Genomic DNA, 23,131 nt, shown 5'->3' with positions numbered 1-23,131 from the left:
GTCGCATGAGGACGGAGCGCAGAAGCCGGAGCGTACGGGTATGCACGCGCGGGTGAACGCCTGTGCGGGCAAACTGCCGAGCACCGCCGCCCGATCGACGTTCCGTCAGGATTTCCACAGCTCCGCGAGCGCCTCTGCGGTGGCATCGATCGCGCTCGGCTCGTCGTCGCCGGTCAGCGCGTACGACATGCCGTTCTCGCTCCAGTAAGCCACCGAGTACGTGCCTTCGCGCACCGCATCCGGGCGCGCCGGCGCGCGGCTGCGCTGGCGCAACGCGAAGATCGACAACGGCTGGCCGGCCGAGGTCTTGACCGCGATCAGCAAGGCGAGTCCGCGCTGGCTCGGAAACAGCTGAACGTCGGTGACGTGCCAGCCTTCGGGCAGCGAGGGCATGCTGATCTGCGTGGCCTTGAGGATCTCTTCGGCATCGAAGCCCGGGCTTTCGAGCTGCGAATCCATGGTCGCGCGCAGCATCGCCGCGCGATGCGAGATTTCCGCATCGATGACGTAATCGGGTGGCGCGTACGATCGGCTCAGCAGCAGCGCCGAGATCGCGACGAAGCCGAACGCCGCGGCCATCGCGGCGGGCCCGAACAGGCGTCGCCGCCGCGGAGCCTGCAGGCGTTGCGCGAGCCCGGCGATCTCGGCGCGCGCCGGCGCCAGGCCCTGGTGCAGCAGCTGCAGGCCGCTGCGCGTGCCGAGGTCCGTCATGACCCGCGCCGCGAGCTCGGGATGCGCCGCCAGATGATGTTCCACCGCGAAGCGCCGCTCGAGATCGAGCTGGCCGTCGACGTAGGCGTCGAGCTCGGCCGGCGTGATCGGATCAGTCATCGTGTCGTCCTCCTCCGACGATGCGCAGCGAGGCGCAACGCTCTGGCGTATCGAGTGTCCGCATGGCCGCCCGCGCCCGGCTGAGCCTCGACATGACGGTGCCGATCGGCACGCCGAGCACCTCGGCCGCCTGCTGGTAGCTGAGCCCTTCGACCGCCACCAGATGCAGCACCTCGCGCTGCGCCTCGGGCAGCGCGGCGAAACTGCGCGCCACCTCGGCCAGGCGGCCGCGCTGCTCGGGCTCCACCTGCATCCGCTCGATCAGCGATTCGGCGAAGCGCTGGTCACGCTGCGCCTCGGCCTGCTGGCGACGCAGCCCCGAGACGAAGACGTTGTGCACGATCGCGAGCAGCCACGAGCGACGCGAACGCTGCGCATCGAAACTCGTGCGCTTCTCGATCGCCTTGAGCAGCGCATCCTGCACCACGTCGTCGGCCCGGCTCGCGTCCGCGCACAGCGAGCGCGCGTAGCGCCGCATGGCGGCGAGGTCTTCGGCGATGTGGGCGAACAGGGAATCCGACATGGGAGCTATACGCATGCGAGGGCGGATTTATTCCATCGCCCGCGCACGGCGTCAAAGCTCGCGAACCAGGCGCAGGCCGATCTGGGGGCGGAACGAGTCGCCGCGCCGCTTTTCGCTGCCCACGCCGGCCTGCAGGTTGAACGAGGCCGGCAGCTTGCGGTGCAGCTGCGGCATCAGCAGCACGCTCTCGTGCTCGCCGTCGCGGTAATTGACCTCGAGGCCCAGCGTGGTCTGGTCGGTGGACCAGAACGTGGAATGGTTGAGGATCACATCGTTGCGAGCCCGCGCGCTGAGCCCGCCGATGTCGCCGAGGCCGATCATGCTCATGCTGCTCCAGCCGCCGCCGTAGCGATGCCCGAGCATGTAGATGAGGCTGCTCAGGTAGTCGCCGCCATCGCGCTCGTAAATGCCCAGATACTGCACGCCATGCGCGGAACGGCCGCCATCGAAGGTGCCGAACGCGGCCTGCAGGCCGAGCTTGTATTCGAGCAGTTGCGAATTGCCGAACGGCAGCTCGAACTCGATGGCGTAGCCGTCGGCGAAGGCGTATTCGATCTCCGGGGCCCAGGCGATCTCGCGAGATTCGCCCGACAGCGGGACCGTGCCGAGCGCGTTGATCTCCGTCTCGCCTCGGGCCGCGCCGAGCGGCCTCATCATGTCGAACACCATCGGCTCCGGAATCACCGGGTAAGCGGCGTGATCGCGGCCGCCGCCATCGGCCCAGCACACGGTTCCGACGAACAGGCATAGCAGGCCCAGGCCCCGCTTCAGGGGCGAATTGCTGCGGTCTTTCAAGCTTGGGTTTCCAGGTCGAAGCAATGGCTCTTCACTGCGTATACGCCTGCCGCCGCGGCTTTATTCCCTCACCCGCCCCGGAAGCTGATCCCGGTCAAGGCGAGGCCGGCCTCGCGACGGCATGCTCCCGCCCACTTCCCTTGAAAGCTGCGCTGGACACCGCAGATAGAGGGCATCCAGCCACTACGAGGACCGTGCAATGCGCATGGACAAACTGACCACGCAGTTCCAGCAGGCGCTCGCCGATGCGCAGAGCCTGGCCGTCGGCCGCGACAGCGCGGCCATCGAGCCCGTGCATCTGGCGCTCGCCCTGCTCAATCTCGAACGCAGCGCGGTGACGCCGCTGCTGCAGAACGCGGGCGTCGATCTGAACGGCCTGCGCAGCCGGCTCAACCAGGCCGTCGAGGCGCTGCCGCGCCTGGGCCAGGCCACCGGCGACGTCAACGTGAGCCAGGAGCTCAACCGCCTGCTCAACCTGACCGACAAGCTCGCGCAGGAGAAGAAGGATCAGTTCATCTCGAGCGAGCTGTTCCTGCTCGCCGCGCTCGACGACAAGGGCGCGCTCGGCCGCGCGCTGAAGGAATCCGGCGCGCGCAAGGAAACGCTGTCGGCCGCCATCGACAAGCTGCGCAACGGTGCCAAGGTCGATTCGCAGAACGCCGAGGAAAACCGCCAGTCGCTCGAGAAGTACACGATCGATCTGACCGAGCGCGCGCGCTCGGGCAAGCTCGATCCGGTGATCGGCCGCGATGAGGAAATCCGCCGGCTCATTCAAGTGCTCTCGCGCCGCACCAAGAACAATCCGGCGCTGATCGGCGAGCCCGGCGTGGGCAAGACCGCGATCGTCGAAGGCCTTGCGCAGCGCATCGTCAACGGCGAAGTGCCCGAGTCGCTCAAGAACAAGCGCCTGCTCTCGCTCGACCTCGGCAGCCTGATCGCGGGCGCCAAGTTCCGCGGCGAGTTCGAGGAGCGCCTCAAGAACGTGCTCGGCGATCTGTCGAAGGCCGAAGGCGGCGTGATCCTGTTCATCGACGAGATCCACACGCTGGTCGGTGCCGGCAAGGCCGATGGCGCGATGGACGCGGGCAACATGCTCAAGCCGGCGCTCGCGCGCGGTGAGCTGCATTGCATCGGCGCCACCACGCTCGACGAATATCGCAAGTACATCGAGAAGGATGCGGCGCTCGAACGCCGCTTCCAGAAGGTGCTCGTCGGCGAACCCAGCGTCGAGGACAGCATCGCGATCCTGCGCGGGCTCAAGGCGCGCTACGAGCTGCATCACGGCGTCGACATCACCGACGGCGCGATCGTGGCCGCGGCCAAGCTCAGCCATCGCTACATCACCGACCGCAACCTGCCCGACAAGGCCATCGACCTGATCGACGAGGCCGCTTCGCGCATTCGCATCGAAAAGGATTCCAAGCCCGAGGCGATGGATAGGCTCGAACGCCGCCTGATCCAGCTCAAGATCGAGCGCGAAGCGCTCAAGAAGGAGAAGGACGAAGGCGCCAAGCGCTCGCTCACCGCGCTCGAAGAGGACATCGTCAAGCTCGAGCGCGAGTACGCCGATCTCGAAGAAATCTGGAAGGCCGAAATGGCCACGGTGTCGGGCTCCGCGCACATCAAGGAAGAGATCGAGCGCGTGCGCCTGGACATGGAAACCGCGCGTCGCGCGGGCGATCTGTCGCGCATGGCCGAATTGCAGTACGGCAAGCTGCCCGAGCTCGAACGCCGCCTCGCGGCCGCGAGCACCGAGCAGAAGCAGACCAAGGCCACGCTCGTGCGCAACAACGTGACCGAGGAGGAAATCGCCGAAGTCGTCGCCCGCTGGACCGGCATTCCGGTCGCCAAGCTCATGGAAGGCGAGCGCGACAAGCTGCTGCGCATGGAAGAGGCGCTGCATCAGCGCGTGGTCGGCCAGAACGAGGCGGTGACCGCAGTCAGCAATGCGATTCGTCGCTCGCGCGCCGGGCTGTCCGATCCGAACCGGCCGATCGGCTCGTTCCTGTTCCTTGGCCCGACCGGCGTCGGCAAGACCGAACTCTGCAAGGCGCTCGCGAGCTTCTTGTTCGACACCGAGGAAGCGATGGTGCGCATCGACATGAGCGAGTTCATGGAGCGTCACTCCGTGGCTCGCCTGATCGGCGCACCTCCGGGCTACGTGGGCTTCGAGGAAGGCGGTTATCTGACCGAGGCCGTGCGTCGCCGCCCCTACTCCGTGGTGTTGCTCGATGAAGTGGAGAAGGCGCATCCGGACGTGTTCAACGTGCTGCTGCAAGTGCTCGACGATGGGCGACTGACCGACGGCCAGGGCCGCACCGTGGACTTCCGCAACGCGGTCATCGTGATGACGAGCAACCTCGGGTCCAACCTGATCCAGGACATGATGAGCACGCAGTCTTCGAGCAACGATTACGCTGCGATTCGCGAGGCGGTGATGACCGTGGTCGGCCAGCATTTCCGGCCCGAGTTCATCAACCGCATCGACGAGTCGGTGGTGTTCCATCCACTGGGTTCGCAGCAGATTCGCTCGATCGCCAAGGTGCAGTCGCAGAACGTGGTCAAGCGGCTCGCCGAGCGCAACATCGCGATCGAGTTCAGCGATGCGGCGCTCGACAAGATCGCCGAGGCCGGCTACGACCCGGTGTACGGCGCGCGCCCGCTCAAGCGCGCGATCCAGACGCTGGTCGAGAACCCGCTGGCCTTGCAGATTCTGGATGGGCGGTTTGCGGCGGGTGACCGGATCGCGGTCGGCGTGAGCGACGGCAAGGTTTCTTTCGCTGCGGGTTGAGGTTGTGTTTTCCTCTCTCCCGCGTGCGGGAGAGAGTCCCGCCGCAGGGAGAGAGGGTCGGCCTGGAGAATGAGCGTTTCTCTGGGGTCTTCCCTCTCCCGGTCCTTCGGACCACCCTCTCCCGCAAGCGGGAGAGGGCATCCAAGCCTCATATTCGGCACAATCCGCCCCTGCTTTTTCTGGGGAAGTGGATGCCAGTCTCGAATCGGCCAGCTCGTCTTTGCATCGCCACACTGGCACTCGCCTGCTCATCACCTGCGGCGATGGCCAATGACGATGCGCCAGCAGCCGAACTGCCCGAAATCATCGTCACCGCACAAAAAACCGCGCAAAGCATCGAGCGCGTTCCGCTGTCGGTCGGCACCGTCGATGGTGAACTGTTCCAGCAGAGCGGGGCCACCGGTTTCGCGGATCTGCAGGGCTACGTCGGCAACGTCACCATTGCGCTGTCGCCGACCGGTGGCGATTTCTTCGTGCGCGGCTTCGGCACCTTGTCGACCAATGCGGGCTTCGAGCCTTCGGTCGGCACCGTCGTCGACGGCGTGTTCTATGGCCGATCCAATTTCCTTTCGGTGTTCTTCAACGACGTCTCGCGCATGGAAGTGCTGCGCGGGCCGCAAGGCACCTTGTTCGGCAAGAACAGCACGGCCGGCGTCTTCAACCTCGTCACGCGCGCCCCCGATTCCGGCAATGGCGGCGTTGGTGAAGCATTCGTTTCGGACAGCGGCGAATACGCCGTGCGACCGGTGCTCAACATGGTCTTCGACGAGCATTGGTCCGCGCGCCTGTCCGGCAATTTCTCGCGCGACGACCAGGGCGAGCTGTTCAACACCGATCTCGATCGCGACGAAGTGAACGTGGCCCAGGACACGCTGCGCCTGCGCGTGCGCTACGACTCCGACAAGATCCGCACCGACATCGGCGCCTTCTATTCCGATCAGCGGCTCAACGCCAACAACTTCCAGCTCATCAAAGTTTCCGATCCGATGCTGCAGCTCATGCGGCAGTACGACGCGGATGCCGAAGGCCGGCTCGATTTTCGCAACTCGGCCAACGTGCCCGCACGCGGGGCGACGCGCTTCGCCGGCGCCAACGCGACGGTCGATTATCCGCTCGATGGCCTCCGCGGCATCGACAAGCTCGACTTCACCGCGATCAGCGCCTATGCGCGGCAAGTGATCGAAGACCGCGACATCGATGCGGATTTCAGCCCGGTCCCGTTCATCCGCGACACGCTGATCGACCCGAGCCCGTTTCGCCAGCTGAGCCAGGAATTCCGCTTCACCGGGCACGACGACAACGTGCTCGGCTTTGGCCACTCCATCGATTTCGTCATCGGCGGCTATTGGTACGAATCCACGCTCAACGCCAACGACGTCTTCCGCGTCGAAGACCTCGGCGCCGCGCTGTCCTACGTCACTGCCGCGCAAAGCGGCGCTCCGAACGCGAATGCGGGGCTGCAACTGCTCGGCATGCCGCTCACGCGGCTGGCGTTTCCGGTGGGCCGGCTCGTCGATCTGCTGAACCCGGTGCTCAATCCGCTGCTCGGTGGCGATCAGGCCGCTTACGTGACGCTGGACCAGAAGACCAGCACGCAGGCGATCTTCGGGCAGATGGAATATTTCATCCTCGACGACTGGGCGCTGATCGCCGGCGCGCGTGTCGGACGCGAGCACAAGCAGGGCCATTTCACGAGCACGGCCGAAGGCTTCCTGATTCCGCTGATCGCCGATCAGAACGATCACGACACGCGCCTGAGCCGCACCGAAACCGAGTTCTCGCCCAAGCTCGGGCTCAAGTGGCAGCTGCTTCCGAACGCCAACACCTACTTGACCTGGACACGCGGCTACAAAAGCGGTGGCTTCAACGCGCTGCCGCTCAACGATCGCAACCTGGAGTTCGACCCCGAGCGCGCGACGAGCCTCGAACTCGGCGCCAAGGCGCGCCTGCTGCAAGGCTCGCTGCGCTTGAGCGCGGCATTGTTCGATACGCGCTTCGACAACTTGCAGGTCTCGACCTTCGCGACCGACAGCGGTGCCGCGGCACCGGTGTTTCTGAATGCGGCGAGCGCGCGCTCGCGCGGCGGTGAACTCGAAGTGCATTGGATGCTGCCGCTGCGCGGCCTCGCCTTCTACGGCTCGGCCGGTTACGCCGACGCGTACTACCGCCGTTATCCCGATGCGCCCGCGCCTGCGACGTCGGAAGACTCCACGCAGGATCTGGGCGACCGCACGCTGTCGAACGCGCCACGCTGGACCGCGGCCGCGATTCCGTCGTTCACGCTGCCGCTGCCGCGCGATCTGCTCGCCACGCTCGCGATCGAAACGCTGTATCGCAGCCAGCGCTACGTCGATGTCGATCTCGACCCGGTGACGCTGCAGAAGGCGACCACGGAGTTGAACGGACGCCTCGTGTTCGGCACGCGCGCCGGCGGCTGGACCTTGAGCCTGGCCGCCCGCAATCTCACGCGCGAAGTGATCGTCGACCAGGTGCTCGACCAGCCGCTCGCGGCGGGAAACTACGTGGCGTCGCGCGCGGATCGCGGCCGAAGGCTGTCGGCGAATCTGATCGTCGAATTTTGAGGCATGCCCCGCATCCACAAGAACCATGCGCTGCTGCCCTACGGCAATGGCTGCGTGCAGAACAACGCCTGGGGCTACGCGGGCGACGATCCGCCGCAGAGCGCCTCGACGCCGCCCGGCGACGAGCTCGGCTGGCAGTGGGATTGGCCCGCGAGTGCCGGGCACGATGCCTCCCAAGTCGTCGCGTATCCCGAGATCATCCACGGCAAGAAGCCCTTTCTCGATCATTCGACGCTGGAGACGCTGCCTGCGCCGCTCGCCGCGATCGAGCGCATTCGCATCGCCTACGTCACGCAGACCCGCGCCAAGGGCCGCTACAACGCGGCCTTCGAACTCTGGCTCGTCGATGATGCGCAAGCCAGGCCCGAGCACGTTCAGGCCGAGGTCATGGTGTGGGTTGCAAAACGCGGTCTTTCACCAGCAGGCGATTGCGTCGCGACCATCGACACCCCGTACGGGAAAGCCGATCTGTTCGAAGCCGCCATGCAGCACTGGCGCTACTACGCGTACGTGCTGCGCGATGAAATGCCGGCGGGCGTGATCGACCTGATGATCTTCGTGCGCGAGCTTCTTGCACGAAAAAAGCTCGATGGAAGCGAACTTATCGCGAGCATCGAGTTCGGAAATGAGATCGCCTTCGGCAAGGGCCGCACGGCGATCGAGAAGTACAGCCTCGACATCGGCTGAAAACATCGGGAAGCTTCATCTGAAACTTCGGCAAAGCCACGCGGGCACGCCGGCTGCCGAGGTCGAAACGCAAAACCCAAAGCTTCAACACGAGAAGGGAATCTCATGAACGGACTGCTGGACTATTTGCGCAACCAGGCACCGCCTTGGGCCTGGACCGGATTCGCGGCGGCGGTCGCGCTGCTGGTCGTGCTGCTGGTCATGCGCATCTTCCGGCTCGCGGCGACGCGCGCCACCAGCCATCACTCGGTGCTCGGCCTGATCGTGCGGCGCACCGAGGTGCCGCTGACTTTCGTCGTGTCGATGATCGCGCTCAACGTGGTGCTGCAGGCGGCGCCGAACGATCTGACGGCCATCGGCCCGGTGCGACATGGAATCGGCGTGACGCTGATCGCCGCCATGACCATCTTCCTGCTGCGCTGCGTGCGCGTGGCCGGCGAGGCGATCGTCGCGATGAACCCTTACGACGCGGCCGACAACCTGCGCGCGCGATCGCTGCTCACGCAGACCAAGGTGCTCACGCGCACGCTGTACGGCGTGATCCTGCTGATCGGCACGTCGATCGCACTGATGACGTTTCCGGGCGTGCGCCAGGTGGGCGCGAGCCTGCTCGCGTCGGCCGGCATCGCCGGTCTGGCGGTGGGCCTGGCGGCCAAGCCGGTGCTCGGCAACATGCTCGCGGGCCTGCAGATCGCGCTGACGCAGCCGATCCGCATCGACGACGTGCTCGTGCTCGAAGGCGAATGGGGCCGCGTCGAAGAGATCAACGGCACCTACGTGGTGGTGGCGATCTGGGACCAGCGCCGGCTCGTGGTGCCGCTGCAGTATTTCATCGAGAAGCCGTTCCAGAACTGGACGCGCAAGACCTCGCAGATTCTCGGCACGGTGATGCTGTGGGTGGACTACCGGCTGCCGGTCGACCCGGTGCGCGCCGAAGTGACGCGGCTCTGCGAGCAGGACAAGGACTGGGACGGCCGCGTGGGCATCGTGCAGGTGACCGATACGAGCAACAGCACCATGCAGTTGCGCGTGCTGCTGTCATCGGAGAACTCGGGGCGCAATTTCGACCTGCGCTGCCGCGTACGCGAAGGGCTCATCGCCTTCATCGCGCGCGAATACCCGCTCTACCTACCGCATCTGCGCGCCGAGATCATGAAAGGCGAAGCGCCCGAGGCCGTGCCCTCGCCGATCCCCGAGCCGCATGCGCCGGAAAGCTCGCCGACGCCGACGGCTCCGCAGACGCACGAGCCGCCGCCGGCGCCGATCGCGGCATCGGGGACGGGAGCGGCGCCGGCCCCGAATTGACTCCAGGCGCTTTATTTCGCTTCATCAATGACCTGCTCCGGGAGCGCGACTACACTCCAGGCCCTGAACCCTCTCGGCCCACGGCTGGAGCGTCATGCCCCCGGATGACCCACAGTGCCGACCCGCCCGTAATGCTCGGCGAAGGCCTCGAAGGTACCCACAAGGCGCAGGCCGACGGACTGGGGCTGGGCTTGTTCATCGCCGCGGAGCTCGCCCGCGCGCACGAGGGGCGCATCGACGTCGACTCGGGCGAGGCCGGCACCCCCTTCGGCCTGCGCTTTCCCGTCGACGCGCCAGTCAGCGCTCCGCTCGACGCTCCAGGCTCCTGAGCGGTCTCAGGCGCCGACGCGGTTCGGATCGCGCCAGGCGCGTTCGAACGGCAGCCGCCAGGCATGCGGAGCCACCAGCTGGTGGATCGCCTTCGGCCCCCAGGAGCCGGGCTCGTAGAAGCGCACCGGCGGCGGGTTTTCGAGCAGCGGAGCGGAGACTTCCCACAGGCGCTCGATGCCGTCGGCCGTGGTGAACAGCGTGTGGTCGCCGCGCATGGCATCGAGAATCAGGCGCTCGTAGGCTTCGAGCACATCGCCGATCAGGCCGGTGTCGTGCATCGCGAACTGCAGGCTCAGCTTGTCGAGCCGCATGCCGGGGCCGGGCCGCTTGCCGTAGAACGACAGCGAAACCTTGGAGGCATCGGCCAGATCGAAGGTCAGATGATCCGGTCCCTGCGCGCCGACGCCGGAGCCCGGCGGGAACATGCGCTTGGGCGGCTCGCGAAACGCGATCGAAATGATGCGCTGGCCCTCCGCGAGCCGCTTGCCGGTGCGCAGGTAGAACGGCACGCCGGCCCAGCGCCAGTTGTCGATGTGGCACTTGAGCGCGATGAAGGTTTCGGTCTCCGACGCCGGATCGACGCCCTCCTCGCTGCGATAGCCCGCGTACTGGCCGCGCACGACGTTGGCCGGCTCCAGCGGCAGCAGGCTGCGGAAGACCTTGTTCTTCTCCTCGCTGATCGGCGCCGGCTCGAGCGAGGTGGGCGCTTCCATCGCCATGAAGCCCAGGATCTGGAACAGGTGCGTCACCACCATGTCGCGAAACGCCCCGACCTGCTCGTAGAACGCCGAGCGTTTGCCCAGGCCCAGCGTCTCGGGCACGTCGATCTGCACGTGGTCGATGAAATTGCGGTTCCAGATCGGCTCGAACAGGCCGTTGGCGAAGCGGAACGCGAGGATGTTCTGCGCCGGCTCCTTGCCGAGGAAGTGATCGATGCGAAAGATCTGCTGCTCGCTGAAGACTTCGTGCAGGTTCGCGTTGAGCGAAACCGCACTCGCCAGGTCGGTTCCGAAGGGCTTTTCCATGATGATGCGCGAGCCCTGCGACAGCCCTGCGGCGTGCAGCATGCGCACCGCCGGCAGCGCCGCGTTCGGCGGCACGCTGAGATAGTGCAGCAGCCGCGTCTCGCCCCCGAGCGACTGCTGCGCGCGCTCGACCGCGCCCTTGAGCGTGCGCTCGGCCGACGACAGCGGCACGTAATCGAGCGTGGCCGCGAAGGCCTCCCACTCCGAGGCGCTCGGCTTGCGCGTGGAGAAATCTTCGAGCGCCTGGCGGGCGATGCCGCGAAAGCCCTCGGCATCGATCTCGTCGAGCGAGACGCCGATGATGCGGCAGCCCGGAATGAAGCCCGCGTTGGACAGATGGAACAGCCCCGGCAGCAACTTGCGCCGCGACAGATCGCCGGTGGCACCGATCAGCACCACCACCTGCGGAAACCGCGGTCCGACGCCGGGATGAACTTTCGCCACGTGATTACTCCTTGCTCGTCCGAATGCCCGCCGTATGCGTAGCAAGACGAGCGCCAGCATAACCGGCCGATGGCGAGTCTTTCCTTCGGCGTTCCGGCTCGCGCGTCGTCACGGGCCGAGCAACTTGGACAGATGCTGATCGACTGGCTTGTAGCGCGCCTCGGTTCATCCAACCGCCAAACCTTGGCGACGAAATGATGGCGATCAATGTCGTTCCCTCTTCCCTAACGGTCGATGCTTGCAGCCATCGACTCGATACTCTTCGCTCCGGCAACAGCGTCTTCTTTAGCAACTGGAGGATGTGACGCGGCGAGATCAAGCCCGGATCAAGCCGGCGTGACCCGGCCGGTCACGGTTTCAACGGTCTCTCGCGCCTTCACCATCTCAGAAGGAAAAGCCTCGCTGCCAGATCCAGCCGGCCCTTCTTTCACACGCATTTCCGTCGCACGGCGCCTTATTTTCTTGCAACCGGATCACAGATCATCTTTGCCGAAGCAATCTCGAACGGCGAGCCGTCTGCGAATCGCAAAATGCCCTCATACAACAGTACTTCACTCAAGCCGTGCCCGACTCGTACTCTTTGACCGCGGCCTTGAGCTTATCGGCTTGGGCGTAGATATCGTCGAGACCCGTGATCTCGATGCGCTCTTCGACCTTGGCCGCGAACACTCCGATATAGCGTTTCGACTGCGCATTGAAATGCAGGCGAGCGATCGGCTTGCGATTGTTGTCGTCGAGCAGGATCGCGCAGTAGCTCTTGGCGTCACGCATCACCACGCGTTTGACATCGACGAGTTCGCGGCAGATTGCACGCACGATTCGATAGCCCTCGAGCTCATCGTCGGTCGTCACGATCTCCGCCGGCGTCGTCTCGGCTGCCGGCCCTGCGGCGATGACCGCCTGCTCCAGCGGCTGGCTATCGAGTACCTGTGGCGCCTCGTCACGCAGCGCGGATTTGAGCCGATCGCTGATGCGGTCTCGAATGAACTCGTTGAAGGCTCGCTGTACGATCGGCCCGAACTGCTCGATCACCGATTGCGTGCTGCGCCCCTGCACGATCCTGGCGGTGAACAGTTTGACGAAGCCATCGGAAGGCGACGCGAGTTCATCGCTCAGCAGGCGCTTCACCTGGTTGGTGTACTTCATTGCGGCTGCGGCGCTGATGACCGAGTTGATGTCGAAGCTGTCGCGTGCGAAGCGGCGTAGCTCATCGACGTGCGCCTCGGTGAAATCGAGCAGGTTGAAGACGAAGAAAGGATGAGTGTCCATTTTGTTGGGCTCATCGATATCCGTGTAGAACTGAAACACCAGCCCATTGGTCAGAATCGCGCAACGCGCCGAAGTCACCACGAAATAGCGGAACAGCTGCGAGGCATTCTCCACGCTCAGGATGCGGCCATTCCATTTGCATTCGACGAGCATGATGATCTTGCCGTCCTTGCGCACGGCGTAGTCCACCTTCTCGCCTTTCTTGATTCCAACGTCCGCGACGAACTCGGGAACCACTTCTTCCGGGTTGAAGACGTCGTAACCCAGGGCCCCGAGAAACGGCATGATGAAAGCGTTCTTGCAGGCTTCTTCGGTTTGAATGCTCGCGCGGATGCGATTGGCGCGAGCCGACAGCTCGCGCAGCTTGTCCAGCAGATCCATCGGGGCTCCCCTGTTCCAGTAAAACTGGACTCTATAAGGGGCCGCCGAGCTCAGGCCGGCATTCGATCACAGAAGACCAATGCCCGATGAAGTCCACGCACGGGGGCTGAACCCCGTCCGCATCAGCTCAGGCGCCCGCAACGCAGGTTCGCCGGCACCGCCACATCCATGAGCTTGGGTGGAGCAAGGTCGAGGGCGTCCATCAGGCGTGCGTACTCCCCGGCGCTGCCGACCTGCAAGCGCGGGTTGTGGCGACGCTCTTCGCCGATCGTGGACACCGTGCGGCCGCGGTAATCGTGGGCCGGGTACAGCAAGGTGTCGTCGGGGAGCGTGAGCAGGCGGTTGAAGATCGAATCGTAGGCGGCGTGGGCATCGCCATTCTGGAAATCGGTGCGGCCGCTACCGCGAATCAGCAGCACGTCGCCGGTGAAGACCCGCTGCGGGCCCCGCCCTTCGGTCAGCAGGCTGAACGAGTCGTCGGTATGCCCCGGCGTATAGATCGCGCGCAGGCTCAGGCCGTCGATGGCGATGCGCTCGCCGTCCGCAAAGCGATGACTCACGCAATCGGCCCGCGTGCGATCGCCCATCAGCGTCATGCAGGCGGTGGATTCGCGCAGCGAGCCGAGCGCGGTGATGTGGTCCGCGTGCGTGTGCGTGTCGATGGCGACGACGAGCTTGAGGCCCAACTCACCGATGGTTTCGAGCAGCATCGGAGCCTGCTCGATCACCGGATCGATGATCAGCGCCTCGCCGCCGACGCGCGAGGCCAGCAGGTACGTATACGTGCTCGACTCGCGTTCGAAGAATTGGCGGAACAGCATGTCGTCGTCCTCGGTGTGCCTCGCGGCGCGTTACCCTTGATCTTGAGACCGCGCTCAGAAATCCCAGTTCAGCCGTAGCCCCCAGGTGCGCGGTGGCGCAAGCGAATCGTGACGGCCGAAATCGGTATGGAACTGCGCGAGGTTGTAGCGCTCGTCGCCCAGATTGGCGCCGAACACCGTCGCGCGCAGCGACCACGGACGATACAGATAGCTGATCCGCGCGTTGATGATGTCGAAGGCGTCTTCGAAGGTGTTCGGCGTGTTCTGCGCGAGGTAGTAATAGCCCGAGTTGTAGTAGTAATCGCCGGCGATTTCGATCGGGCCGCCCGGAATCTCGAAGCTCTGGCTCAGGCTGAAGTTGCCGCTGAACTTGGGCGTGCGGACGATGCGGTTGCCCGAGAAGTCGCCGTTGTCGTAGGCCAGGCCGTCCGGCAGGGCGTTGCAGGATTCGGGCTGGTTCTCCACTTCGCCGTCGCGCTCGCAGAAGCCGCGCGCGTTGGTGTAGTCGCGATACTTGGCCTTGAGCCAGCTCGCATTGCCGCCGAGCGTCAGGCCCGGATCGAAGTTCGGCAGCGGCTGCCACGCGAGTTCGATCTCGGCGCCACGGATGCGCGCCTTGCCCGCGTTTTCGAGATTCACCGCGCCGCCCGAGGTAAACGACATGAAGCCCGACTGCAGGTTCTTGATGTCGTTCTGGAACAGCGCCGCATTGAAGCGCAGCGTGCGCTTGAACCAATCCGACTTGAGGCCCAGTTCGTAGGACGTGACGCGCTCGGGCTTCACGTATTCGGGCTGGGCGAAGATGTTGATGATGTTGTACGTGCCGCTCTTGTAGCCCTGCTGGAACGAGGTGTAGAGCAGCACGTCCTTCACCGGACGAAAGTCCAGCGACACCTTCGGCGAGAAGTTGTTGGCGCTGGTCTTGGCCGGGTTGAACGAGTAGTTGATGCTGGCGTCGGGCGTGCCGACATCGACTCTCGACATGACGAGCTCGCGTGTCTCGTGCTGCCAGCGGCCGCCCAGCGTGACATCGAACCAATCGGTCAGGCTCACCGTGCTTTGCGCGTAGGCCGAATACGATTCGGTGTCGAGCAGGCCCGTGAAGTAGAAGGTCAGCGAATCCGGCAGCCCCCCGAGCAAGGCATCGAGCGGCCCGCGCACCGGCTCCGGCAGCGCGCCGACGAGGTTGTCGATCGGCAGCTGCACGAAGTCGAGCAGGCGCAGATAGCCCGGATCGTAACCCCCGCGGCTCTTCAGGTAATACAGGCCGCCCACCCATTTGAACCAGTCCGAACCCCAGCTTTCGTCGTTGGACGTGAACTGCAGTTCGCTGGTGGTGAAGCGCTGGAATTCGCTGTCTGCGCCGTAGGTCGCGATCGGCTGGCGGGTGCCGTCGAAGTCGTAGACGTAATCGTAGGCGCGCACCTTGTAGAAGCTGCCGAGCAGCTTGATGTCGACGCCCGGATGGTGCCAATCGAACTGCCCGTAGTACGCGTAGGTATCGGTCGTGAGCTTGGGCTGCGAATTCGCGGTGATGACGTAATCGCGCGTCTCGGCCGGCAGCGTCGCGCCGAGAAAACCGGTCGGGTCGACGTTCGCCGCCACCGTCGTGCTGGTGCCTCGCGATTGCGCCGCAAGCCCGGTCAGCGTGAGCTTGAGGTTGTCGGTGAACTCCATGCCGACGCGCACGCGCGCGCCCTTGTTGATCTCCGACGGCAGTTCGTCGCCGTTGGCGTTGTCCCAGTCGTAGTAGCTGTCACGCCGGTTGTAGAACGCCGACACGCTCGTTGCGAAGCCTTCGCCGAGCGCGAGATTGAGGTGACCGCGCGTGCGCGTGTCGCCGAAATTGCCGTAGCTGGTCTGGACCGATCCGGTGGTCTCGGGCCCGGGCTGCTCGGAGAAGATCGCGATCGCACCGCCCGTGGAGTTGCGCCCGAACAGCGTGCCCTGCGGGCCCTTGAGCACTTCGATGCGCTCGATCGCGCCGAACGACTGCGCGATGCTATGGCCCGACGGAAAGTAGACGCCGTCGAGATACGTCGCCACGCTGGGCTCCGCCGACGGAATGAAGATGTCGGTGCCGATGCCGCGCAGATAGATCAGGTTGTAGCCGCCCAGATCACTGAACTGCAGGCCCGGCACGGCTTGCGCGAGATCGCGCACATCGACCACACCGCGCGCATCGAGCTGGGCGCCCGAGAACGCCGAGATCGATACGGGCACGTCCTGCAAGGGCTCTTCGCGCTTGCGCGCGGTGACGATCACTTCCTCGAGAAACACCGGCGTGGTCGGCGTGTCGCTGTCGGGCTGCTGCAACGGAGCCGCCTGCTCGCCCACTTCGACCGGCACGGTGCCCACTTCGGATGAAGTCGCCTGCGCGGGTTCTGCATTTTCGGTTTGCGCGGCAACCGGAGTGGCGAGCGCGAGCAACATCGGGACGACGGAAGCGCTGGGAAGGCGACGAAACGAGTTCATGATGGCGTGCTTGTAGGGATTCGATATTGTGTCAACAGCGAAGCGCCGCGATCGACGACGCGATCTTGCGGAGCCAGTCCTGAGTCGATTGCGACGCTGTCCTCGTTCAAGGAGCCAGCATCCTGCGAACGCAGCTGCACCGCGCGGCGCTCGAAGCGCTCGGCACCGACATGCAGCCAGACGAAGGTATTGTTTCCGCTGCCCTGCACGCAGCGACGCGGCAGCACGACGGATGCGCGTGTCGATCCGGCCGGCTCGCTGTAGCGCAGGCGCACGAGCTCGCCGATTGCCAGCGGAGTCTTCGGCGCGCTCGCGAAGTCCATCCACAGCGTCCAGCCCAGGCCATCGGCGGCCACGCCGTAGCCGGCCGGCTTGAGGGCGATCGCATCGCCTTGCAGCATGAGCGCCTGGGCTTGCAGCTCGCCGTTCGGCGCCTGGTAGCGGCGCCAGGCCAAACGCGGAGCCGCCTGCACGCGCAGCTCGAACAGGCGCTGCCCGCCTTCGACGACCGACCCTGCGGACACCAGGCTGCGCTGTACGACGCCCGCTTCGGCTGCGCGAATCTCGATGCGCGATTGCAGGCTTTGCCTCAGGAAGCCGATCTGTTCTTCAAGCGACCTCGCCTCGGCCCTGGCTTCTTCGAAATAGAGATTGGCCTTGTCGTCGGCCGCCATGCGCGCCTGCGATTGCAAGGCCAGTCGATCGACGTTGATCTTGGCGATGAACTGCCGCTGCGTGAGCTCGGCGAGCTGGGCCTCGCGGCGCGAACGCTCGGCCAGGTCGAGCACGGGCTCGAGCAGGGCCAGCGTCTGGCCGGCGCGCAATGCGTCGCCGGGCAAGGGCCAGCCGGTCGCGGGGGCGACGAGCCTTCCGGCCTGCGCGGCCTGAACGAAGCCCGGCCCTGAGGGCTGAGAAACGATTTCGCCCCAGGCCTGCTGCAGCGTGGGTTTGGCATCCGCGGCGATCGTCAGCGTGGTGATCGCGAGCGAGCGCTGCAAGGGTTTGGACAAGCTCAGCGATACTGCCGATGGCGCCGCTTCCGCAGCCGCGGCGGCGCCCGGCAACAAGGCGCCGAGCAAAATCAGAACGATGAATTTCACCGCGAGGCGCTCCGCTTGAGCAGCGCGCCGGCGTCGGCCACCACGCGATCGCCGGGCCTCAAGCCTGCGCTCACCGCCACCGAGCCCATGTCGGCCTCGGCCAGCGAAACCGCACGCGCAACGAAGCGCTCGGCCGATTCGTGCACCCAGACCCAGCGGTTTCCATCGGACGAAAACACACTGCTGCGCGGCAGCCGGGGCTGCGCCTGGCGCGCTGCGAGTTCGATGCGCAAAGGCTCGCCGACCTGCAGGTCGGAAGTCGGAGCCGAATACCAGACGCGTTGCCGGCGCAGCGTGGAATCGAAAGCCTCGCCGACCCATTCGAGCGCGAGCGCCGAGCCATCCGCACGCAAGGCCTGCCTGGCTGCGCGCGTATCGAGCGCATCAGCATCGCAAAGCACTTCGACGAGCAGGCTCGATGCCGCCGCATCGGTTTCGACGAGCCCTTCGAACAGCGCGGTTCCGGCCAGCGCGACGCCGCCCGATTGCGCGAGCGTATCGAGCAGGCGCCCCGACACCGGAGCCTTGAGCGCGATGCGATGCGCGAGCGCCTTGTCGAGCACGGCGCGGCGTGCCTCGCTGCCGTGGTAGTCGGCGATCAGCTGAATCGACGGCGTCGGCAGCTGGATGTCGATCTGCTGCGCCACGTCCATGTCGAAGCGGTGGATCTTCAGGTCGGCGATTTCGAACTGGCGCTGCGCAGCAGCGTGCTGGCCCTGCAGATCGCGCCATTGGCCGTCGCTGACGGCCGGCCTGAGCCAGGCCAGCAACTGGCCTTTTTCGACGCGATCGCCGGCATTCGGAAAGCCGCGCTCGGGCGGCTCGACGAGACCGCGCTGGTCGGCCGACACCCGCCAGAGCGAGCGCGGGTTGGCGATCACGCGCGCGGCGATGGCGCGGCTTTCGTTATCGACCGCCTCGACCGTGCGCAGCTGCAGGCGACGCTGCTGCGCCTTGTCGATATCGAGCGCAGCGGGTGCCCCAGCCGACCCCGGCACCGGCCAAAGCGCACAGCATCCGATCAGCAGCGTCGCCGCGCGCATGCGATGAGCCAGCCCGTTCTCTTTAGCGAGCCGTCGTCGCAGCGGGCTTGGCCGTGCTCGCAGCCGGAGCCGCGGCGTTCGTCGGCTGCAGCGGAACCTGCTTGCCTTCGAGCAGCGCGGCGATGCGATCGAGGCCGCGCAGCTGCGCGACGCGCAAGGGCGTGTAGCCCGACTGCGATGCGAGCTGGGTGTCCGCGCCCTTGGCGAGCAGCAGGCGCACGCTGAGCTCGTGGCCGGCAGCGGTCGCCAGGTACAGCCCGGTGAGTCCGCGGCCGTTCTGCGCGTTGACGTTGGCGCCGCGGTCGAGCAGCAGCACCATCAAGTCGAGATTCGCGCCGAAGTACGAAGCATGGATCAGCGGGCTCCAGCCGGCGTGGTCGGCGAGATTCACGTCCGCGCCCTTGTCGAGCAACTGGGTGACGCAGTCGAGGTGGCCCTGGCTCACGGCGGCGATCAGCGCGGTCTGGTCGAGCGAATCGTAGCCATTGATGTCGGCGCCCCTGGCGAGCGCAGGCGCGATCGCATCGCAGTTGCCACGGCGCACATCGTTGATGAAGAAGATCTGCCGATCGTGCGGCGACAGCTCGGGCTCGGCGGCCGCGACGTTCTTCGCCTCGGACTTGGACGGCTCGGCCGGCGCATGCGCGCAGGCGGCGAGTGCGAGCGCCAGCGCGCTCGAGATCAGCGGTAAGGCGAGGGAAAACGGGCGGTTCATCGTTTGGCGCTCTTCTGGTTGACGGAGCCCGCAGCGCCCGGGCCGGTGACCTTGGCCTCGGCGGTGAGCTTGGTGGTCAGGCTTTCGATCTGCTGCTGTGCGCCACGCTGGCGCAGGGCTTCGCGCACGCTGTCGTCGAGCGCCTCGTAAGGCTGCGGCTTGGCGATCACGCGCGGGCCGTCCTCGATCTTGACGATGTGCCAGCCGAAGCGGCTGCGCACCGGAGCCTTGCTGTACTGGCCTTTCTTGAGCGATTCGATTTCGTCGGTGAAGTGATGGTCGACGAAGATGTCCGGGCGGAACCAGCCCAGATCACCACCATTGTTCTGGCCGCCCGGATCCTGCGTGTATTTCTTGGCGACGCTGGCGAAGTCTTCGCCCTTGTTGAGCGCGGCGATCACTTCGCGCCCGACGGCGTCGGACGTGACCAGGATCTGGCGCACCTTGTACTCGACGATCTTGTTGTTGGCGCGCTTCCATTCATAAGCGGCCTTGAGCGTCGCGTCGTTGACGGGGTTCTGCTCGAAATAATCTTCGAGATAGGCACGCGAGAGAATCGCGCGCTGCTGATACGCGAGCTGGTCGACGACGTCGGCGCGCTTGTCGATGCCCTTCTTCTTCGCGGCCTGTGCGAGCACTTCTTCGGTGATGAGCTCGGCGCGCGCGGCGCGCTGCGCATCCTCGGGAGAGGCGACGCGCTCGCCCTGCGAATTCACGTCGAGGCCGCCGGCCATCAATTTGACGTGATTGACGCTGATCGGCTGGCCGTTGACGACGATGTCGGCGGCGAGCCCTGCATTCGGGGATACGGCTTGGTCGTCCGCCAGCGCGGCGCCGGCGATGATCGTGGCGCTCATTGCAGCCGCCATCGGAACGACTTTAATCACAGTTCGAAAATTCACAGTTCGAAAATCGGGAACTCGGACCACGGGTGACTCCTGAGTAAATTCGTCTAAAGCGCTTGCCCGCCCGCGAAGACTCGCGGGCGGGCAAGGCTGGCGCATGACGCCATTGCGACAAACTTCAACGAGAAACCGGCTTTACAGATCGCCGTCCGGGTTCACCGGCTTGGCCGGGAAGTAGCCCGGGCCGAACAGGTTGGCGCCGTCACGCTCGAAGATGCCCGCGTGCGGCTTGGCGCCGCCCTTGGCACCACGCTCGCCAGGCCAGTACCAGGCATCGCGCGCCGCGCTGTCGAAGTCGAGGCAGGGCGTGCCGAGCAGCTCGTCGGTGAACGAGGTGTCGAGCACCGTCGCGCCGGTGGTGCGATCGACCTTGCCGATGCAGACCGTGCGATCGCCGTCCGAACCCGTGCCCGGCAGCGGCACGTGCTGCAGCTCGACGAAGTACTGGATGAACAGGTAGCGATCGACGCCGCTGACTTCCGCTCCGCCTTCCACCTGGTTGCGCGGCAGGCCCAGCGCGCTCGGACGCAGATCCTTGTAACCGCCCTCGCCGTTCGGCAGCTTCTGGTAGCCGACGCGGTCGATGTTGGTGAAGTGCGGACCACCGTGCGTGTACATGTTCTGCAGCGAGTTGAGGTTGCCGCTGCCCGGAGCGCCGCCGGTGCCGGAAGGCTCGCCGCCGGTCTTGGTCGCATCGAGGAAGATGCCGCCGAGATTGAGGTTGCGCAGCTCCGGAACCAGTTCGGCCAGACGCGCGTATCCGGTGCCCGGCTGGGTGACGTTGGACGACAGCGAGGTGATCGCGCCTTCGCCGTTGGGGCCGGTTTCGAACTGACCGATCACGCCGCGAATACGCGGGCAATCATCCGCTTCGTTGTTGTGCTTGAGCACGTTGAAGCGGCCGCTGACGCCGCCCGACTTATCGAGACGCGCAGCACGCAGACCCAGCGTGGTGTTGGCGGTACGCGAAGCATCGGCTGCCGGGAAATCGCACTGGATCTTGGTGGCCTGCGTATCGGCCTTGCCCTTGGCGAGCAGCGGACGAACGTCGACCGTCAGCACGCGACGGCTGTGTTCACGCGGATAGTCGCGATCGAAATCGACGCTGCCGGCCGGATCGATCGAAGCCGGGCTTTCTATGCCCGAGATCGGCAGGATCAGGAAGCGGTCGTCATCCGAGATCGAGAAGTACGAAACGCCGGTGCACGGACCCACGTCGTAGATCGGGCGCCAGTACGGACCCTTGCCACCGTAGACGTTGTACTCGTCACCGCGCAGCGTGATGTCCGGGCTGTAGAACAGCACGCCACCGCACATGCTCGCCGTGAAGGCGCCCTTGTGCGGAACGTGGTTGCTCGAGCCTTCGGAGCAGCCCTGGGCATTCACGTTCGAAGCCGCGTTGGCCGCGACACCGGCCGGAGACACGGCGGCGTCGTAGCTGGCGTCACCGTTGTTGATCCAACCCTTCTGACCGACGCAGTGATGCGACTGGTGCGGAAGACCGAACGCCATCAGGCCTTCGTTTTCCTCATGGATCAGGATCGGCTCGATACGCGGACCATCCGGCACCGCGCTGACCGAGCGCAGGTACGGATTGTTCTTGTAGACGTTGGCCGGCTTGAGCGAATCCTTGGTCTTGCCCTTGGTGTACGTGCCACTGGTCTCCCAGACGCGCACCGACGCACCGAAGCTCGAACCGCAGATGCCGAGCGGACCGATGCCGCCGAGCTGCTGATCCTGTCCGCACAGAGCGCCCAGTGCACCGTTGACGGCCGCAGCGCCGATCGAAGCCGGAACCGCGTAGTCGGAGGTCGCCAGGTACTTGCCGTCGTAGGTCAGCGCCATGCCGTGCGGCACGGATTCCAGACCGGCGTCGTAGTTGCCGAGGAAGAACAGGCCCTGATTGGACTGGCGCGAAGCGCGCTGATCCGGGTAGCTCGTGTAGTTGGTCGGGTTGCGCGGCTGATCGGCCTTGACCGTGCCGGGATACTCGGTGATGCCCGCGTGGCCGAGCAGCGGACCGTCGTCCGGGCTCTGCGGCAGCGCGCCGAGAATGCCGAACTGCTTGATCGTCTCGGTGGTGAGGGCGACCACGTCCGGCACCGCCGGCAAGCAGGCACCCAGCGCGGTCGGCGCGGTACGGCTCGGCTCGATTTCGGTGACCGTTCCACCCGGGGCATAGGCGTAGTTGCCCATGTAGGTGTAAAGGATCTTGTGACCGCCGCCCTGCGACGGCATGACGATGAAGTCGTCGGTCAGCGAGGAGCGCTTCACCTGCGACCCGCACACCGCGAGCTCCGCTTTCTTGATGCTGCGGACGCTGGTGATGTCGTAGCGGAACACGTTCTTGGTGATCACGCCGCCGGCGAAGGTGTATTTGCGGCCGGCCGCAAGGCCGTCGCTGCCATCGGAGATGTACGAGGTGTACGCGAGCATGTGATGCGGATCGTTGTGCGAATCCGTGCGCAGCGCGTTGGGGATGCCACCGCCGATGCTGCCGAGCAGCAGGCTCGGAAGCTCCGCGGTCCAGATCACGTTGCCGTAGGTCGTCGAGTTGGGTTCGGCGTCGACGACGGCGAGGAAGTCTTGCGCGGTGGAGGGGTTGCAGACCGGAGAGGCGCAACCGTCACCGGTCCACAGCAGCAGCACCGATCCGTTCGGAATCACGGCGCCGGTGTACTTGTTGATGGCCGGCTGCGCGGCTCCGCCCGTAGCCTTGGCGACGGCGTCGCGCGTGCTGGTGCTCTGCTTGCTGCCGTTGAGGTTCGAGGCAACGGTGCCCAGCGTGTTGTTGACCGCATTGCTGAGGCCACCGAGCAGCGCTGAAGCTTGCACCGGTGCGGCGATCGATGCGGCATTGGCCGACAGCAGCGCGGCGCCGAATGCGGCGCTCGCTACCGTGGTCCAAGCCTTTGGCACCCCCCTTCGGGTGCGGCGTTTGGTAACGCTCATTTGTGAAGACTCCTTGAGTGTCTGATTGGCAATTCGAATGGGATGCAATCGTCAGCACTCACTCCTCTCGTGAGGTTGCCTGGCTTCGTTCGCCTGCCGCTCCCTGCGGTGGCGCCACGATAACCTCAGCACCCGACAGTTGGTTCACCTTCAATTA

Annotated in this window: 17 protein-coding genes; 5 read left to right on the top strand and 12 right to left on the bottom strand. The window is 65.6% G+C overall.

Features of this window, described 5'->3' with window-relative positions:
• Positions 1 to 105 precede the first annotated feature (105 nt).
• The 3 genes from WQQ_RS16235 to WQQ_RS16225 are packed head-to-tail and all read right to left on the bottom strand — an operon-like array spanning position 106 to position 2,149.
• On the bottom strand, positions 106 to 831 hold the full coding sequence (locus tag WQQ_RS16235; protein ID WP_007186317.1) for an anti-sigma factor family protein: 726 nt from the start codon (positions 829 to 831) through the stop codon (positions 106 to 108).
• On the bottom strand, positions 824 to 1,354 hold the full coding sequence (locus WQQ_RS16230) for a sigma-70 family RNA polymerase sigma factor (RefSeq protein ID WP_007186316.1): 531 nt from the start codon (positions 1,352 to 1,354) through the stop codon (positions 824 to 826). Before WQQ_RS16230 ends, WQQ_RS16235 begins: the two co-directional genes overlap by 8 nt.
• Positions 1,355 to 1,405: 51 nt before the next feature.
• Entirely contained in the window at positions 1,406 to 2,149 is a 744-nt protein-coding gene (locus WQQ_RS16225) for a hypothetical protein (protein ID WP_007186315.1), read from the bottom strand.
• Positions 2,150 to 2,348: 199 nt separating this feature from the next.
• On the opposite strand from WQQ_RS16225, the gene clpB reads away from it, so the two are divergent.
• From clpB to WQQ_RS16200, 5 genes are all read left to right on the top strand, one after another.
• The gene (gene clpB, locus WQQ_RS16220; RefSeq protein ID WP_007186314.1) at positions 2,349 to 4,940 is read left to right on the top strand and encodes an ATP-dependent chaperone ClpB; all 2,592 of its coding nucleotides are present in this window, start codon (positions 2,349 to 2,351) and stop codon (positions 4,938 to 4,940) included.
• A gap of 263 nt (positions 4,941 to 5,203) precedes the next feature.
• Positions 5,204 to 7,522 carry a TonB-dependent receptor gene (locus tag WQQ_RS16215; RefSeq protein WP_007186313.1) on the top strand — a complete coding sequence of 773 codons (2,319 nt, stop codon included), beginning with the start codon at positions 5,204 to 5,206 and terminating at the stop codon, positions 7,520 to 7,522.
• A gap of 3 nt (positions 7,523 to 7,525) precedes the next feature.
• On the top strand, positions 7,526 to 8,209 hold the full coding sequence (locus tag WQQ_RS16210; RefSeq protein ID WP_007186312.1) for a GH12 family glycosyl hydrolase domain-containing protein: 684 nt from the start codon (positions 7,526 to 7,528) through the stop codon (positions 8,207 to 8,209).
• A 105-nt stretch (positions 8,210 to 8,314) separates the two neighbouring features.
• Positions 8,315 to 9,514, top strand: a complete 1,200-nt coding sequence (locus tag WQQ_RS16205) for a mechanosensitive ion channel domain-containing protein (protein WP_007186311.1) — start codon at positions 8,315 to 8,317, stop codon at positions 9,512 to 9,514.
• A gap of 131 nt (positions 9,515 to 9,645) precedes the next feature.
• Positions 9,646 to 9,843: a histidine kinase gene (locus tag WQQ_RS16200; protein WP_007186310.1), complete on the top strand. Its 198-nt coding sequence runs from the start codon at positions 9,646 to 9,648 to the stop codon at positions 9,841 to 9,843.
• 6 nt (positions 9,844 to 9,849) lie between these two features.
• On the opposite strand, the gene zwf is transcribed toward WQQ_RS16200, so the two are convergent.
• From zwf to WQQ_RS16155, 9 genes are all read right to left on the bottom strand, one after another.
• On the bottom strand, positions 9,850 to 11,313 hold the full coding sequence (zwf, locus tag WQQ_RS16195; protein WP_007186309.1) for a glucose-6-phosphate dehydrogenase: 1,464 nt from the start codon (positions 11,311 to 11,313) through the stop codon (positions 9,850 to 9,852).
• A 555-nt stretch (positions 11,314 to 11,868) separates the two neighbouring features.
• Complete coding sequence (locus tag WQQ_RS16190; RefSeq protein ID WP_007186308.1) at positions 11,869 to 12,963, bottom strand: type I restriction endonuclease; 1,095 nt, start codon at positions 12,961 to 12,963, stop codon at positions 11,869 to 11,871.
• 122 nt (positions 12,964 to 13,085) lie between these two features.
• The gene (locus WQQ_RS16185) at positions 13,086 to 13,784 is read right to left on the bottom strand and encodes an MBL fold metallo-hydrolase (RefSeq protein ID WP_007186307.1); all 699 of its coding nucleotides are present in this window, start codon (positions 13,782 to 13,784) and stop codon (positions 13,086 to 13,088) included.
• 54 nt (positions 13,785 to 13,838) lie between these two features.
• Positions 13,839 to 16,259, bottom strand: a complete 2,421-nt coding sequence (locus WQQ_RS16180) for a TonB-dependent receptor (protein WP_237715070.1) — start codon at positions 16,257 to 16,259, stop codon at positions 13,839 to 13,841.
• Positions 16,256 to 17,359, bottom strand: a complete 1,104-nt coding sequence (locus WQQ_RS16175; RefSeq protein ID WP_007186305.1) for an efflux RND transporter periplasmic adaptor subunit — start codon at positions 17,357 to 17,359, stop codon at positions 16,256 to 16,258. The genes WQQ_RS16180 and WQQ_RS16175 overlap by 4 nt, the downstream gene beginning before the upstream one ends.
• The gene (locus tag WQQ_RS16170; RefSeq protein WP_007186304.1) at positions 17,356 to 18,402 is read right to left on the bottom strand and encodes an efflux RND transporter periplasmic adaptor subunit; all 1,047 of its coding nucleotides are present in this window, start codon (positions 18,400 to 18,402) and stop codon (positions 17,356 to 17,358) included. The genes WQQ_RS16175 and WQQ_RS16170 overlap by 4 nt, the downstream gene beginning before the upstream one ends.
• Before the next feature lie 22 nt (positions 18,403 to 18,424).
• A complete protein-coding gene (locus WQQ_RS23190; RefSeq protein ID WP_007186303.1) occupies positions 18,425 to 19,117 on the bottom strand; it encodes an ankyrin repeat domain-containing protein in 693 nt (230 codons plus the stop codon).
• The gene (locus WQQ_RS16160; RefSeq protein ID WP_050997709.1) at positions 19,114 to 19,974 is read right to left on the bottom strand and encodes a peptidylprolyl isomerase; all 861 of its coding nucleotides are present in this window, start codon (positions 19,972 to 19,974) and stop codon (positions 19,114 to 19,116) included. The genes WQQ_RS23190 and WQQ_RS16160 overlap by 4 nt, the downstream gene beginning before the upstream one ends.
• Positions 19,975 to 20,157: 183 nt before the next feature.
• A complete protein-coding gene (locus WQQ_RS16155; protein ID WP_007186301.1) occupies positions 20,158 to 22,941 on the bottom strand; it encodes a hypothetical protein in 2,784 nt (927 codons plus the stop codon).
• Positions 22,942 to 23,131: the final 190 nt, after the last annotated feature.

Source organism: Hydrocarboniphaga effusa AP103, assembly GCF_000271305.1.
GTDB classification, from domain to species: domain Bacteria; phylum Pseudomonadota; class Gammaproteobacteria; order Nevskiales; family Nevskiaceae; genus Hydrocarboniphaga; species Hydrocarboniphaga effusa.
Note: the sequence above shows the minus strand (reverse complement) of the source record. Positions and strands in the feature narration are given on the sequence as shown.